Source organism: Hymenobacter properus, assembly GCF_015694735.1.
Lineage (GTDB): Bacteria > Bacteroidota > Bacteroidia > Cytophagales > Hymenobacteraceae > Hymenobacter > Hymenobacter properus.
The window spans coordinates 378,637-393,288 of record NZ_JADQDP010000002.1 but is presented as its reverse complement, the minus strand read 5'-3'; the positions used below and the strand labels follow the sequence as shown (position 1 = coordinate 393,288).

General features: G+C 60.2%; 7 protein-coding genes. 3 read left to right on the top strand and 4 right to left on the bottom strand.

Annotated elements, in window-relative coordinates; translation table 11 throughout:
- Positions 1 to 238 precede the first annotated feature (238 nt).
- On the top strand, positions 239 to 5,488 hold the full coding sequence (locus I2I01_RS07850; RefSeq protein WP_196285897.1) for a translocation/assembly module TamB domain-containing protein: 5,250 nt from the start codon (positions 239 to 241) through the stop codon (positions 5,486 to 5,488).
- Between the two features lie 72 nt (positions 5,489 to 5,560).
- A complete protein-coding gene (gene tamL / locus I2I01_RS07845; protein ID WP_196285896.1) occupies positions 5,561 to 7,837 on the top strand; it encodes a translocation and assembly module lipoprotein TamL in 2,277 nt (758 codons plus the stop codon).
- Positions 7,838 to 8,028: 191 nt separating this feature from the next.
- Here the strand turns inward: tamL and I2I01_RS07840 are convergent, their stop codons facing one another.
- From I2I01_RS07840 to I2I01_RS07830, 3 genes are all read right to left on the bottom strand, one after another.
- Complete coding sequence (locus tag I2I01_RS07840; protein ID WP_196285895.1) at positions 8,029 to 9,198, bottom strand: hypothetical protein; 1,170 nt, start codon at positions 9,196 to 9,198, stop codon at positions 8,029 to 8,031.
- 753 nt (positions 9,199 to 9,951) lie between these two features.
- The gene (locus I2I01_RS07835; protein ID WP_196285894.1) at positions 9,952 to 10,242 is read right to left on the bottom strand and encodes a hypothetical protein; all 291 of its coding nucleotides are present in this window, start codon (positions 10,240 to 10,242) and stop codon (positions 9,952 to 9,954) included.
- A 194-nt stretch (positions 10,243 to 10,436) separates the two neighbouring features.
- Positions 10,437 to 11,759 carry a hypothetical protein gene (locus I2I01_RS07830; RefSeq protein ID WP_211537875.1) on the bottom strand — a complete coding sequence of 441 codons (1,323 nt, stop codon included), beginning with the start codon at positions 11,757 to 11,759 and terminating at the stop codon, positions 10,437 to 10,439.
- A 347-nt stretch (positions 11,760 to 12,106) separates the two neighbouring features.
- Here I2I01_RS07830 and I2I01_RS07825 point away from each other — a divergent pair, with 347 nt between their 5' ends.
- Entirely contained in the window at positions 12,107 to 13,087 is a 981-nt protein-coding gene (locus I2I01_RS07825; protein WP_196285893.1) for an aldo/keto reductase, read from the top strand.
- Between the two features lie 154 nt (positions 13,088 to 13,241).
- On the opposite strand, the gene I2I01_RS07820 is transcribed toward I2I01_RS07825, so the two are convergent.
- Positions 13,242 to 14,648, bottom strand: coding sequence for an alpha-amylase family glycosyl hydrolase (locus tag I2I01_RS07820; protein WP_196285892.1), 1,407 nt, complete (start codon positions 14,646 to 14,648; stop codon positions 13,242 to 13,244).
- Positions 14,649 to 14,652 lie beyond the last annotated feature (4 nt).

Below are 14,652 nucleotides of genomic sequence, written 5' to 3'. Positions count from 1 at the left end.
GAAAGCGCGTCAGGCTGAGCAGGGTTGGGCCGTTTCCGGCTGTTTTGTGCAATCGATTGAACAACTAGCTAAATCAAGCGGCTTTTACCCAGCTCAAACAGACAACTTTTTACGCCCCAATTATTCGTTCTTAATTCTACATTCCTCCTGGAGCGCCGTGTTGATGTCCAACCCCGGCGTACGGTTTTGCGTTTGGAATAGCTGCTTTGCCTGGTGTAGTTGCTAATCCCATCCTGCTTTGTCCACTTTTCTGCGTCGTGCCCTTTACGGATTGTTGGGCTTAATTGCCTTGGTGCTACTGCTCGTTGTTGCAGTGGTGGTGTTTCTGCAATTCGATGCCGGACAAGACTTTGTAGCCAAGAGAGCCGAGAATTACTTACGCGGCAAGCTGGGTACGGAAGTGCGCATTGGCAAGTTCCGCACCGACTTCCGCCACGCCATCAACCTCGACGGCGTGTACCTCGAAGACCAGCAGCGCGACACGCTACTGTCGGTGGGCCACCTGGGCGTCGACCTTGCCATCTGGGACCTGCTGCACAAACAAATCAACGTTTCGAACATCGAGTTGAACGACGGCCGCGTGCGCCTCACCCGCACCGAGCCCGACTCGGTGAACAATTACGATTTCATCATCAAAGCCTTCACCGACCCCACCGCGCCGGTCGATACCACGGCTTCGGGTTTGAAGTACGACATCGGCAAGGCCCGGCTCACTAACATTTACTTTACGCAGCTCGACCAGATTACGGGCTCCGACATCCGGGCCCGCATCGGCGAGTTCACGGCCAACATGGACGAGGTGGATGTGGACAACTCCATCTACAAGGTGGATAAAGCGGCCCTGCGCCGCTCGGCCATCAGCATCGTGCAAACCAAGACGGCGCCCGAGGTGGAAAACCCCGGCCCTACCGAGCCGCTCACCCTGCAGTTTGGCCTTAACCGCGCCACGCTCGACAGCGTGCAGTTTACTTATAAGAATAACCCCGCGGCGCAGTACATCAACACCAACATCGGTCTGGCCGACATCACCGCTAAGGACATCGACCTGCAGCGGCAGCGGGTGAACCTGGGCAAGCTCACCCTCAAGAACACCACCTTCGCCTATGCCCAAAACGAGCAGGTGCCCGTGGAAGAAAGGGTAGTGAACCCCGCCGAGGCTGTGCGCAAACTCGACGAGGCCACCGACAAAGCCAAGGCCGCCACCGGCCAGGCCGCCGCCTCGCCCGGTTGGCGCGTGAACCTGGACCAGTCGGACATCAGCGGCCTGGCCGTGAAGTTTGACAACTTCAACCAACCCCAGCAGCGCACCCGCATCCCGGCGCTCGACTACAACCACCTCGATTTTACCAACCTTGTACTCAACACGCGCGACCTGCGCTATTCCGAAAACCGCACAACGGGCAAGGTGGACAACCTGGCTGGGCAAGAGAAAAGCGGCTTCCGAGTGGATTCGTGGAAGGCTAACGTGGTGTACGACTCGGTACAGATTCGGCTAGATAGCCTCGATTTGGTGACGCCGCACACCCGCATCCGGCGCACGCTGGCCATTGGCTACGAGAGCCTGGCCGCGCTGGGCGATGTGAATAAGCTGCCGAATCTGAAGATTGAAGGTGACCTGCGCGACGTGCGACTGGGCTTCCGCGACATTTTGTACCTGGCGCCGGACTTGGCCGGCACCTCGCCCTTCAACACCGGACCCAACCAGTCGGTGCTGCTGAACGGGCAGGTAGCGGGCCGTGTAGGCGACATGACCATTCGCAACTTCGAGTTTGTGGGCCTGCGCAACACCATTGTGAAGGTGCCCCGCATCCACATCACCGGCCTGCCGGAGGTGGACGGGCGGTTGTACGTCGATGCCAACCTGCGGCAGTTCAGCTCGTCGCGGGCTGATGTGCTGAGCCTCGCGCCCAAGGGCAGCATTCCGAACAACATCAGCATTCCACCCACTTTTGCGGTGAGCGGCACTTTCAAGGGTTACCCCACCACGCTGCAATTCAACACCGACCTGCAGGCCCGCACTAGCTACGGCAACCTGGCTTTCAGCGGCAACCTGGGCCGCAAGCAGGCCAACGGACAGCAGCCGCTGGTGGGCACGTTTGCCATTGGCGGGTTCGATTTTGGCAAGCTGCTGAAAGACCCGACCATTGGGCGCGTCACGGCCACAGGCCGCATCAACGCTACCGGCAACCTGCAGGACCCCGGCACGCTCGTGGGCCAGGTGCGCGCCAACGTGCAGAGCGCCCGCTACAACGGCTATACTTATAAAGGCGTAGCCGCCACCGTCGACCTCGACCGCAACCGCTACGTCATCAACGCCAGCAGCAAAAACGACCCCAACCTCAACCTCGACCTGAGCGCTGTGGTGAACCTGCGCGACCCGCGCAACCCCACCTACGAAGTCACCAACCTGAACCTGCGCGGCGCCAACCTCACGGCGCTGGGCTTCTACACCGGCGGCGACTTGCGCGTGCAGGGCAACCTCAAGGCCAACCTGCGCGGCTCGAACCTGAACACGCTGAACGGCACCTTCAGCGGGCAGAAGATTGTGATTGTGCGCGACAACCAGCCTTTCGCGCTCGACTCGCTCAACGGCCGCATTGTGCAGACGGCTACCCGCACCACGGCCGTCATCACCTCCGATATCGCCAACGTGAACCTCGACGGCAACGTGCACCTCGGCGACATTGCCACCGAGCTGCAGCAGCACCTCGACCGCTACTTCGACGTGCCTGGTGTGCGCTACGTGCCCAGCACGGCTGACCGGCATTTCACCTACTCGCTCAAGCTGAAAGACCCGCGGCTGGCCACCAAACTGGTGCCGGGCCTCAAGAAGATTTCGCCTTTCACGCTGGCCGGCGACTACTCGCGGCAGGCCGCCCGCCTTACGGCCAACACCAGCATTCCGCTTATTCAGTACAACAACTACCGGCTCGATTCGCTGCGCCTGAACGTGGACTCGGACCCCAGCAAACTGGACTTCGGCCTGCGCCTGGCCCAGGCCGCGCAGGATACCACGCTGCGGCTGCGGCGCCCCAGCGTGGTGGGCAACATTGCCAACAACAAGGTGTTTGCCCGGGCCGCTATCCTCGGCGACTCGGCCAACCGTGAGCGGCTGGCGCTGGCGGGCACCGTGCAGGCCCTGGCCCAGCCCGGCGGCAAGGAAGTGGCCTACCAGTTTGAGGCCGCGCCCGAGCAGATTATCAACTACCAGAACTGGACGGCCGGCGCCAACAATTACGTGCGCTACTACCCCAGCGGCGCCGTGGTGGCCGATGGCCTGAACCTGACCAACGGCCGCAGCACCCTGGCCCTGCAAAGCCAGAATCCGCAGGTACCCACCTCGCCGCTGGGCGTCACGTTCACCAATTTCGAGCTGGCCGAGCTGGCCCGCATCGTGCAGCAGCAGGATTCGCTGGTGGCGGGGCAGCTCAATGGCACGGCCCGCATCGACAACCTGGGCAAGCCCAACCAAGCCTTCACGGCCGATGCCACCATCAAAAACCTGGTGTTCCAGAAGGCTTCGATTGGCGACATTGCCTTCCAGGCCACCAATCCCGCTCCCAGCCGCTACGACATCGACGCGCGCCTGACCGGCGGAGCGGCCGGCACCGTGGGCGGCGCCGGCAACGACGTGCACGTAACCGGCACCTACTTAGCCAGCAGCCCCACTCCGCTCAACCTGACCGTGGACGCCAACCGGCTCAACCTGAAGCTAGTGGAGCCTTTCTCGGTGGGGCAGGTGCGCAGCGCCACGGGCTACATCCGCGGGCAGCTGACGGTAACGGGCGCCCCCTCCGCTCCTATCGTGCGCGGTACGCTCAATACCTCGGATGATGCCGGCTTCATCGTGCCACAGCTGGGCTCGCCCTTCCGCTTGCCCAACCAGGCGCTGACGTTTGATGTCCGGGGCATTGCCTTCAACAACTTCACGGTGCTGGATTCTGCTTCCAACAAGGCCGTCATTAACGGCTACCTGCTGAGCAAGGATTTCATCAACTACGCCTTCGACATGCGGGCAACAACCAATGATTTCCTGGCCGTGCGCAGTACCCGCGAAAACAACGAGCTGTTCTACGGCCGCCTGGTGCTTGATTCGGAAACGCGCCTCACCGGGCCGGTCGACCTCATCAAAATTGACACCCGCGTGACCGTGGTGGATGGCTCCAACCTCACGGTGGAGTCGCCGGCGGCCACGCCTACTACTCAAGAGCGCACGGGTATTGTTGAATTTATTGACAAGAGCGCCCCGCTCGATACCATGCTGGCCCGCAAAGTAGCCGTGGATACTACCAAGGTGAACGCCACGGGCTACGACATCACGGCCGTGGTTACCATCACCAACCGCACGCCCTTTACCATCGTCATCGACCCGGCCAGCGGCGACAACCTGAAGGTGCGGGCCGCCGGCACGCTCAACACCAACATTGCGCCCGACGGCACCATCTCGCTCAGCGGCCGGCTGGACGTGGCCCGCGGGCAGTACCACATGTCGCTCTACAACCTGGCGCAGCGCGATTTTATCCTGAGCCGGGGCTCGTCCATCACCTGGGACGGCGACCCCTACAATGCCACGCTCGACCTCACGGCCATATACAAGGTGCAGGCTGCGCCGGCCGAGCTGCTGGCCGGCCAGGGCACCGACGACCTGACCAGCGCCACGGTATCGCGCAACCGGTTGCCGTTTAACGTGCTGCTGAAAGTGACCGACCAGCTCAGCAAGCCCACCATCGGCTTCGACATCACGCTGCCCGAAAACCAGCGCGGCGCCCTCAACGGCCAGGTGGAAGCCAAGCTGGCCCAGCTGCGCCAGCCCAACCAAACCTCGGAGCTGAGCAAGCAGGTGTTTTCGCTGCTGATTCTGGGCCGGTTTGTGGCCCAGAACCCTTTCCAGACCAGCAGCGGCGAGGGTTTGGTGGCCACGCAGCTGCGCGGCAGCGCCAGCGCCGTGCTGACGGACCAGCTCACCAACCTCACCGACAAGTACCTCTCCGGCCTGGGCCTCGACCTGGGCGTGACCAACCAAGCTGCCTACGGCGCCGACGGCAGCCAGGGCAGCCGCACCGACCTGAACGTGGGCCTGCGCCGCCAGCTGCTCAACAACCGCCTCACCGTGCGCGTGGGCACCGACATCAACCTGAGCGGCGGCACGGGCACCCAGGCCACCCGTGGCCAAAACAGCGCCAGCAACCTGGCCGGCGACGTGAGCATCGAATACCGCGTGCTGGCCGACGGCCGCCTGCGGGTGCGCGTGTTCCGCCAAAACAGCTATGAGGACATCGATGGGCAGATTATTCGCACGGGTGCGGCCTTGGTGTTCCAGCGCGACTACCAGGATTTGAAGGAGCTGTTTTCGAAGGTACCCAAGGACATCAAAGCCGAGCGCCGGGCCGATAAAAAGGACGCCAAAGCTGAGAAGAAGGCCGAAAAGGACTCCGTGCAAAGCCAGCCTTCGGCGCGGGTAGACACCACGCGGACGCCCAAAAAATAGAGACCAAGAATGAGGAATGGAGAATACGATATGGCTAACAGGGACTCGGGTACGAGCGGTCTGAAATTGCTAATGAAGCGGTTTCCACTGCTTGTTGCTTCGTTGCTGGCGCTCTCCGCATGCTCGGGCCTGAAGTATGTGCCCGAAGGCCAGAAGCTGTACACAGGCAGCAAGGTCATCATCAAGTCGCCCGAGAAGCTACCGAACCAGAGTGCGCTGCAAACCGAGCTTGAGTCCGTTATCACGCCCAAGCCCAACGGCTCCTTTCTGGGCATGCGGCCCAAGCTGTATTTCTGGGGCCGCGGCCAGGTTAAGAAAAAGGGCCTGGGCAAGTTCCTGGCCGACAAGTTTGGCGAGCCGCCGGTGCTGCTGAAAGACGTGAAAATCAAAGCCACCAGCGGCCTCATCACCAATCGCCTCTACAACAACGGCTTCTTTAAGGGCGTGGTAACCAACGAGGTGAAAACCCAGGAGAAAACCGCTCAGGTTAACTACACCGCCACCACGGGCCAGGTCTACACCATCGAGAAAATTTTCTTTCCCGACCGCGACACGTTGATTGACAAAGACATTCGGGCCACCCAGCCCGGCACGCTGCTCAAGGAAGGCGATGCTTATAACCTCAATACATTCATCGCCGAGCGGGTCCGCATCGACAATGAGCTGAAAAACAGCGGCTATTTCTACTTCAACCCCGACTACATCCTATTCCAGGTAGATAGCACGTTGAACAACAAAATCAACGTGTACCTGCGCGTGAAGGCCTCGGCCCCCACCAAAGCCACCCGCCCCTACTGGCTCGACCGCATCAAGCTGAACACCAACTACGTGCTGACCGATACCACCACGCGGCAGCCGGTGCTTTATAAAAAATACGAGTACTACCCCGACGAGAAGGTGTTTAAGGCCAAGGCCATTACCAACGCCACCTTCCTGTATCCGGACAGCCTGTTCCGGCGCAAGCGGCGCGACCAGACCATCAGCCGCCTGATGAGCCTGAACACGTTCAAGTTCGTGGAAATCCGCTTCCTGCCGTCGGCGGCCGGCGACTCGGCCGGCCGCGCCCGCCTCGATGCCGACGTGCGCATGACCCAGCTCAAGAAGAAAAGCCTACGGGCCGACTTGCAGCTGGTGAGCAAGAGCAACGGCTTCACCGGCCCGGGCCTCACCGTGTCGTTCCGCAACCGCTCGGCCCTGCGCGGCGGCGAGCAGCTGCTGGTGAACGCCGTGGTGTCGACCGAAACGCAAACCGGCAACGGCAATGGCGCCCTGGGCCTCACCAGCTACGAGTACGGCATCAACGCGCAGCTGCTGTTTCCGCGGCTGGTGGTGCCGCACCTGCCCTTGCTGGATGTGCATTTGCCCAACTCTGACTTCCAGCCGCGCACCACGCTGGGCGTCGGTGTGCGAACGGTGACGCGGGCCAACTACTTCTCGCAGAACTTCTTCAACCTGAACTACGGCTACACCTTCAAAACCAAGATTACCAACGAGCAGGAAATCCGGCCCATTGACATTACCTACGTTCAGTTTGCGCCTACCGACACCTTCAACATCATTCTTAAGGACCGGCGCTACCTAAAAACGGCCTTTGAGCAACAGTTCATCCTGGCCAGTTCTTACCGCTACACCTACAACCAGCAGGTGCTGGAGCAGCGCCGCCAGCAGATTTATTTCAGCGGGCAGGTGGAAGGCAGCGGCAACCTGGCCAGCCTCATTGCCGGCTCCACGGGCCAGACGCGCAACCCGCCCGAGCGCGGCTACACCGTGGGCGGCCAGCAGTTCAGCCAGTACCTGAAGTTTGACTTGGAGTTGCGCGAGTACTACCGCATCAGCCCGAACCCCGCCTCTGGCAACCGCATTGTGGGCCGCTTGCAAGCCGGCGTGGGCATGCCTTACGGCAATTCGGTGGTGCTCCCCTACCCTCGCCAGTACGGCATTGGCGGGCCCAACAGCATCCGCGCCTTTGCGGCCCGCGGCATCGGGCCGGGCACCTACAAGCCGGCGCCGGGCGAGCAAACCCTCAACCAGTTCTACGACCAGGTGGGCGACATCCGCCTCGAGGGCAACCTCGAGTACCGCCAAGACCTTATTCCCTACCTCAAAGGTGCTGTGTTCGTGGATGCCGGCAACATCTGGCTGGCCAACGACGACCCCGACCGCCCCGGCGGCAAGTTCAACCCCAAAACCTTTCTCAAAGAATTGGCGGTAGGCTATGGTGTGGGCCTGCGCGTTGATGTGCAGTTCTTCGTCATCCGCTTCGACCTGGCCTTCCCGCTGCAGGCGCCTTATGGCCCGCCCGACAGCACCAGCCCCCGCTTCAACCTGGCCATCGGGTATCCGTTCTAAAACGGGCCCCGTCATTGCGAGGCGCAGCCGAAGCAATCCGTCTTGACCTCAGTGACCAGCCCGAAGAAGTGATAAAGCCAATTAAAAAGCCCCGGTACCAATGCGGTATCGGGGCTTTCTGGCAAAAGAGCGTGTATGATGTTGACAGGACGGATTGCTTCGGCTTTGCCTCGCAATGACAAGTCTATTCTCTACCGAATAATGGGCATGCGTTCAAACGGCCGCTCCCGGTCGAACAGGTAGCGGTAGGTGGCGTGCGTCTTCAGAATCTTGGCGCCGATGGAACGTATGGTAACCAGCATACGCGGGTTGAAGTCGCCAATCCAGTTCATTTCCAGGTCGGCATAGCCCGCGTCGATGAATGCCTGGCGCGCATACACCAGCATGGCCGCGTCCACACCCTTGCCCTGGTGCTCGGGCACCACCCCGTAGATGATGCCGAACATCTTCTTATCGGTCCGCTGCATGTAGCGCCGCTGCTCCCACAGGAAGCGCAGCTTGCCCAGCAAGTTTAGGCGCCGCCCCACGTGCTTGAAAATCTGATTCAGAGCAGGCAGGCTGATGAAAAACGCCACCGGCTCTTCGCCGTGGTAGGCAAACCACAGCAGGCGCTCATCCACCACGGGCTTCATTTCCTTCACAATCTTGCGGGCTTCCTCCAGCGCCATGGGCTTCACGCCGGTATGCTTGGCCCAGGCCAGGTTGTATACGTGGTGAAAATCCTGCGCCAGCTTCTCGGCGTCCTGCTTGCGGGCGTGGGCGAAGCGGTAGGCGGCGGCATGTTCCTCGGCCCGCTTGGCAAAGCTGGGGTGCAAGGGAGCTGCCGTGGTGCGGTAGCAGGTGTATTGTTTGAAGTACACCTCAAACCCGTACTGCTCAAACAGCTGCCGGTAATAGGCCGGGTGCCAAAACATGCCGTAGTTGGGCTCCAAGTCGTAGCCGTCGATGAGCAAGCCCCAGAACCGGTCCCGCTCGCCAAAGTTGATGGGGCCGTCCATGGCCTGCATGCCCCGGGCCGCCAGCCACTGGCGCGCCGCCTCAAATAGTTGGTTGGCCGCCGCCTGGTCGTCGATGCACTCAAAAAAGCCCATGCCACCGGTGGGCAGGTCGGCGTTTTGCACATCCACCGCGTCGCGGTTGAGGAAGGCCGCCACACGGCCCACGGTTTGGCCGCCGGCATCGGTCAGCACCCAGCGCACGCACTCCCCATTTTTGAACTTGGGATTTTTGGCAGGGTCGAATACGGCCTCCACCTCGTTTTCCAGCGGGCCAATGTAATTCGGTATGCCCGCGTGCAAGCGGGCCGGCAGTTCAATAAACTCCCGCGCCAGGCGGGCGTCGACAACTTCTAGAAGTGGCATAGCAAAGTGTGTTCCGCGGCCGGGCCACGCAAGCGCGCCGCCGAAAACCCGGTAACGCCGCAAAGAAACGCCTCAACCTCCTCTCGCCCTTGGCCAGCGGGGGTGCCCCGGCCTTTTATTGCAGCCGCGAGGACCCACTGCGTGCTGCCGTGGCGTAGTCTGCCTGCGCGGGGGCAGGGACAGAATTACCGGAGGCACCGCCCTTTCGCGGCAGTTTGGTAGCGCCCAGCTGGCCCAGCACGAAGCAAAAGGGGCATTCTTTCCGTCCTTCGCCCATGCCATATATGCGGTTGGCGGGCTCTATTTTCTGGCCAACACGGCAGTTGGGGTGGGTGTGATAAACCTCAGCCGCTGGCATTTCCAGTGAGACTGCATAAAACGGCAAGCTGTATTTCATAGCGCGCAGAATTGGTGTAGGATAGCATGCAAGCGCAACTGCCCTGGGAACGCATGGGCAATTGCTGCAATAAATGTACTTATAAAGTAATAAATTTACTTATTTTCAAAAAACATATTTTTCATTATTGGAAAAATATCATAAAATGCGCCCGCAAAATATTTTATTTATTAAATTCTGGCTGGGCTACTGTTAATAATTCATGATTAGGATTGTCGAAATCCTATGCCGGAAGCTGACCATCTTTCCGCCCCTGCTACTTAGCCAACAATGCAACCAACTGGGTTGGTGCCTATAAAAAAGCCAGTCATAGCTTTCTACGACTGGCTTTTTTATAGGCTAAAGGCTTATACACCTTAGTCTTTGGGCTTCACTTTGGTTTTGCCACCGCGCTTACCCTTTATCTTGGTATCGCTCGGAATAACCGGAGCCTGGTTTACGGTAGTGGTAGTCGATGGCTCTACCGTTGTGGTCGTCGACTCGGTGGTGGTCGATGAGGCGGGGGTTTGCACCGGGGTGGCCGGGTACGCGGGCGTGGCCGGCGTCACCGTGGTTTGCCGCGTGGTGGTGGTAGTCGTGCTCGACTGAGCGCTGGCCGAGTAGCCTGCTGAAGCAAACAGCAGTGCTAAGAAAAGTTGCTTTTTCATAGGTAAGATGGCGTTAAGAGAACGTTGAGCCGGCCTAAGTGGAATACCGGCTGTGAGTTGGCTTAAACGACTGTTCTGCCCAAAGGGTTGGCCTAGTGCAGGCGGTAGGCGGTTGCATGGCCAGACGAGAAAAACGCAAAGGCCCACCGGTGGAGCACCGGTGGGCCTTCGACCGCTCTGACGAAAGCGGGTGATTAGTTAGAAGCCATTACCTCAACGGCCGCTGGGTTCCGAGCCGGTGCCCCCTTCTTTAGGTAGCGGTGGGCTTCCTGATAAAGGTCCGACTTGCGTTCGGCCTGCTCCAGCACCACCTGGAAGTAGCGCTGCGCCAGCGGGCGGTTGCTGGCCTGCGCCGCCAGCCGGCCCAGCCCGGCCGCGGCAAACAGGTAGTAGCCGCCCTTGGTCTGGCCCACCGATTCGGAAAACACCAGGCAGCGCTGGTAGAAATCCTGCGCGGCTGCGAAATTGTGGTAGCGGTGCTGCTCCACGTAGCCCAAGTAGTAGGCCGCCGCGCGGCCGCTGAAGCCTTCGTAGCCGGGCAGGCCTTTGTTTATCTTGGCCAGAATGTCGCGGCTGGTGCGCTCGCACTCTGTCAGCTCGCCTTCGGCAAAAGCATTCTGGGCACGGGCACGCTGAAAGCAGCTGTTGTCAGGAAAGTCGCGGGTGAGGTCGCGGGCAGCGGAAAGAGCACCGGCCGTGTTGTTTTCGCGGGTGCTGCCCAGAATGCGCATGCGGAAGAAGCGGGCCTCGGCAGCGGTGTAGAAACCGTGCTGGGCCACATCTTCCAGTTGGGCCAGGCCGGTGTTGCGGTTGCCCTTGGGGAAAAACCAAAGCACAGGGCGCAGCCAGCGATATTCCTCGGCAATCCAGACGGCGTAGTAATTGAACAAGCCTTCGCCGAACACGAATTCCGGGCTCAGACCGTTGGCCTCGCGGCTTTTTTGCAGGTAAGTCAGCGCCCGCTTGCTGCTCACCGTGGCCTTGCGCCAGTCGTGCCGCTCGGCGTGCAGGCGGGCATCAAAGCCGTAGGCGGCCGAGAGGAAGAAGCTGGCTTCGTAGTTGTTGTTGTCGGCGTCGTAGAGCTTCTGGGCCTTGGTGGTGGCCGTGTCCATGTAGGCGAAGAAGGTCTTGTCGTACTGCTGATTATGGGTGTTGCTGGGCATGATTTTCCACCACGTGCTCAGGCCCAGTAGGAAGTAGGGCATGGGATGGTTGGGGTAGCGCCGCCGCAACGACCGGAACTGCCGCTCAGCCTGGTCAAACTTGAAGTTGTAGAGGTTGTGCACTGCCCCGTCCAGCTCGGTCTGGATGTCGGCGTTGAGCAGCAGCCACTCCTTGGTATCGACGGCGGCCGGGGCCACCAGCACGTCGTCAAGCGCCACCTCGGGCATGGCCCGCACGGTATCAGCAGGCGAAGGCAGCGGAGCCTGAGCCGACGCGGTGGTCAGCGAAAAAAAACTAAATATTCCTGCGCTCACAAAACGCAGGGCACGACGAAATTGGTAGAAATTTGCCATGTGCGAGCCTTTGTATAATTTAACCGATAATTAACTTAATAAACAAGAGAGGCGAAAGCGGTGAATACGCTTTATAAACCCTAATTCAGACCAAATTAAACGCATTATCTAATAACTGATACAAATTTAGCAAATATAATTTTACTAATTTCCACAGAAATATAATTTCATGCTTCTTCATGGTATAATCCAATAACAAGAGCATGTTTGACTCTTACGGCAACCTCAACATGGGAACATTCAGGATGAGCTTTTTCGAAAACCTCACCTACGATTTTGCAGTTGAATTCAGATTTATCAGCTACTAAATCATCGGCTGGCGCTGGCCAGCCTTTTTCCCGCTTTTTATGGAATACTTACGTTTGGGCAACACCGGCCTGCAGGTGTCGCGCATCTGCCTCGGCACGATGACCTACGGCACCCCCACCGAGCGCTGGCCCTGGGCCCTGAAAGAGGACGAAAGCCGGCCCTTCATCCAGAAGGCGCTGGAGCTGGGCATCAATTTCTTCGACACGGCCGACGTGTACAGCAACGGCGCCAGCGAGGAAGTGGTGGGCCGCGCCCTGCGCGACTTTGCCAAGCGCGACGAAGTGGTGCTGGCCACTAAAGTCTTCAACCCCATGGGACCCGGCCCCAACGACAAGGGCCTCTCGCGCAAGCACATCATGAGTGCTATTGATGCCAGCCTCAAGCGCCTGGGCACCGATTACGTGGACCTGTACCAGATTCACCGCTGGGACTACCACACCCCCATCGAGGAAACACTGGAGGCCCTGCACGACGTGGTGAAGGCCGGCAAGGCGCGCTACATCGGGGCGTCGTCGATGTACAGCTGGCAGTTTGCGCAGGCTCTGTACTTGGCCGACAAGCACAACTGGACACGCTTCGTGAGCATGCAGCCGCACTACAACCTTGTGTACCGCGAGGAGGAACGCGAGATGCTGCCGCTGTGCGAAGACCAGAAAATCGGCGTCATTCCGTGGTCGCCGCTGGCGCGGGGGCTGCTCACGGGCGGCCGCGGCAAGGCCCGCAACGAAACCGAACGCGCCAAAACTGACGCCTTCGGCAAAAGCCTCTACGGCCGCGACGACGACTTTGCCGTGGCCGACCGTGTGACGGAAATTGCCCAGGCACATGGCCTCCCCAACGCCCAGATTGCGCTGGCCTGGATGCTAAGCAAGCCCGTCATCACGGCGCCCATTGTGGGCGCCAGCAAGCCCGGCCACCTCGAAGACGCCGTAGCGGCGGTGGACGTGAAACTCAGCGCCGAAGAAATAAAGCGCCTGGAAGAGCCGTACCAGCCGCACCCGGTGCTGGGCTTCTCGTAGGGCAGAATTTTAGAAAGGAAACAGAACGGTCATGCTGAGCGCAGCCGAAGCATCTCTACCGCAGCAGTATATGAATTTCACTGCGCGGTAGAGATGCTTCGGCTGCGCTCAGCATGACCGTTCTGTTTATTCTCTGACGTTCCCAGCTCCTCCCCTATTTCTTCAGTACCAGATAGCCATACGCTGGCAGCGAAATGGTAGTGCCCACGGCATAGGTCCCGCCCTGCAAGGCGTTGGTCCAGGTGGTGTTGGCCAGGGCGGCGGGCACGGTGAAGGTCTGCACCGAATTGCGCACATTGGCCAGCACGAAGGCTTGCTCGGTACCGGTGGTTTTGGTGAAGGCGCACACGTTGGCGGTGCTGTAGGCGGTGGGCGTGCCGGTGCGCAGGGCGGGGCTGGCGGCGCGCGCCGTCATCAGCTGCTGGTAGGCGCGCTTCACGTCGGGGTTCAGGCCCCACTGCACTTTCACGGAGGTGAAGGGAAAGGGAATGTTGGCCGCCATACCCGTTTCCTGGCCGTTGTAAATCATGGGGACGCCCTTATAGAGGGCCGCCACCACGAAGGCCGACATGGCGCCCGCCTTGCCGCCAAACAGCGCCACGGGCGAGCCGTCGGAGCCGTTCACGTCGTGGTTGGTGATGTAGCGCACCACCTGCTGCGTGCCCGTGGCGCCCAAGTATTCGCTGGCGTTGAGGGCGTCGAAGCTGGTGGCCGACTGGCCGTTTTTATACACGTTGTAAACGCCGCCGTAGAAATTGAAGCCGTAGTTGTAGTCGAAGCCCGAGGCGAAGTTGCTGCTACGGTTGGCTTCGGCCAGCAGCAGCAGTTTGTGGGTCTTCACGTTGCGCAGCGTGTCGATGGTTTGCTTCCAGAAATCGTTGGGCTGAAAGTCGGCGTAGTCGAAGCGGAAGCCGTCGACGTTGGCCGTGAACACCCACGACTTAATGGCCGAAATCATTTCGGCCCGCATGTAGGCATTGTTGAAATCGAGTTGGGCCACGTCGTTGTAGGTAGTGCCGTTGTTCGACACCGCCGCAATGCCGCCGCCCGGATTGGTCTTGTACCAGTCCGGGTGGGCAGTAATCCAGGCATTGTCCCAACTGGTGTGGTTGGCCACCCAGTCCAGCATCACGACCATGCCGCGGGTATGGGCGGCATCCACCAAGGTGCGCAAATCGGCCAGCGTGCCAAATTCCGGGTTCACGGCGCGGTAGTCCTTCACGGCATAGGGCGAATTCACCGATTTGCTGTCGGTGCCGATGGGGTAAATCGGCATCAAATACAGCACGTTCGTGCCCACGGCTTTGATGGAATCGAGCCGGGCCAGCACGCCCGCAAAGTTGCCCGCCTGGCTGAAGGCGCGCATGTTGACCTGGTAAATCACCGCATCCTCACGGTTAGGCACCCCGTTGAAGGGCGTGCCGTACTGCGGCGGCGTGGGCGTGGAAGTAACCGTTGGGAAATCTACAGCTGGGGGCGTAGCGTCCTTATTGCAGGCGGCCAGCAAGCCCACGGTGGCCAGCACCAGTGCGTTAGCGCGTAAAATTTGGCGAATCGACATTGTA

Excerpts from the sequence above, each read along its gene's own strand:
- tamL (WP_196285896.1), top strand. The coding sequence starts at position 5,561 with ATGAAGCGGTTTCCACTGCTTGTTGCTTCGTTGCTGGCGCTCTCCGCA.
- I2I01_RS07835 (WP_196285894.1), bottom strand. The coding sequence starts at position 10,242 with ATGAAAAAGCAACTTTTCTTAGCACTGCTGTTTGCTTCAGCAGGCTAC.
- I2I01_RS07825 (WP_196285893.1), top strand. The coding sequence starts at position 12,107 with ATGGAATACTTACGTTTGGGCAACACCGGCCTGCAGGTGTCGCGCATC.
- I2I01_RS07830 (WP_211537875.1), bottom strand. The coding sequence starts at position 11,759 with ATGGCAAATTTCTACCAATTTCGTCGTGCCCTGCGTTTTGTGAGCGCA.
- I2I01_RS07840 (WP_196285895.1), bottom strand. The coding sequence starts at position 9,198 with ATGCCACTTCTAGAAGTTGTCGACGCCCGCCTGGCGCGGGAGTTTATT.
- I2I01_RS07820 (WP_196285892.1), bottom strand. The coding sequence starts at position 14,648 with ATGTCGATTCGCCAAATTTTACGCGCTAACGCACTGGTGCTGGCCACC.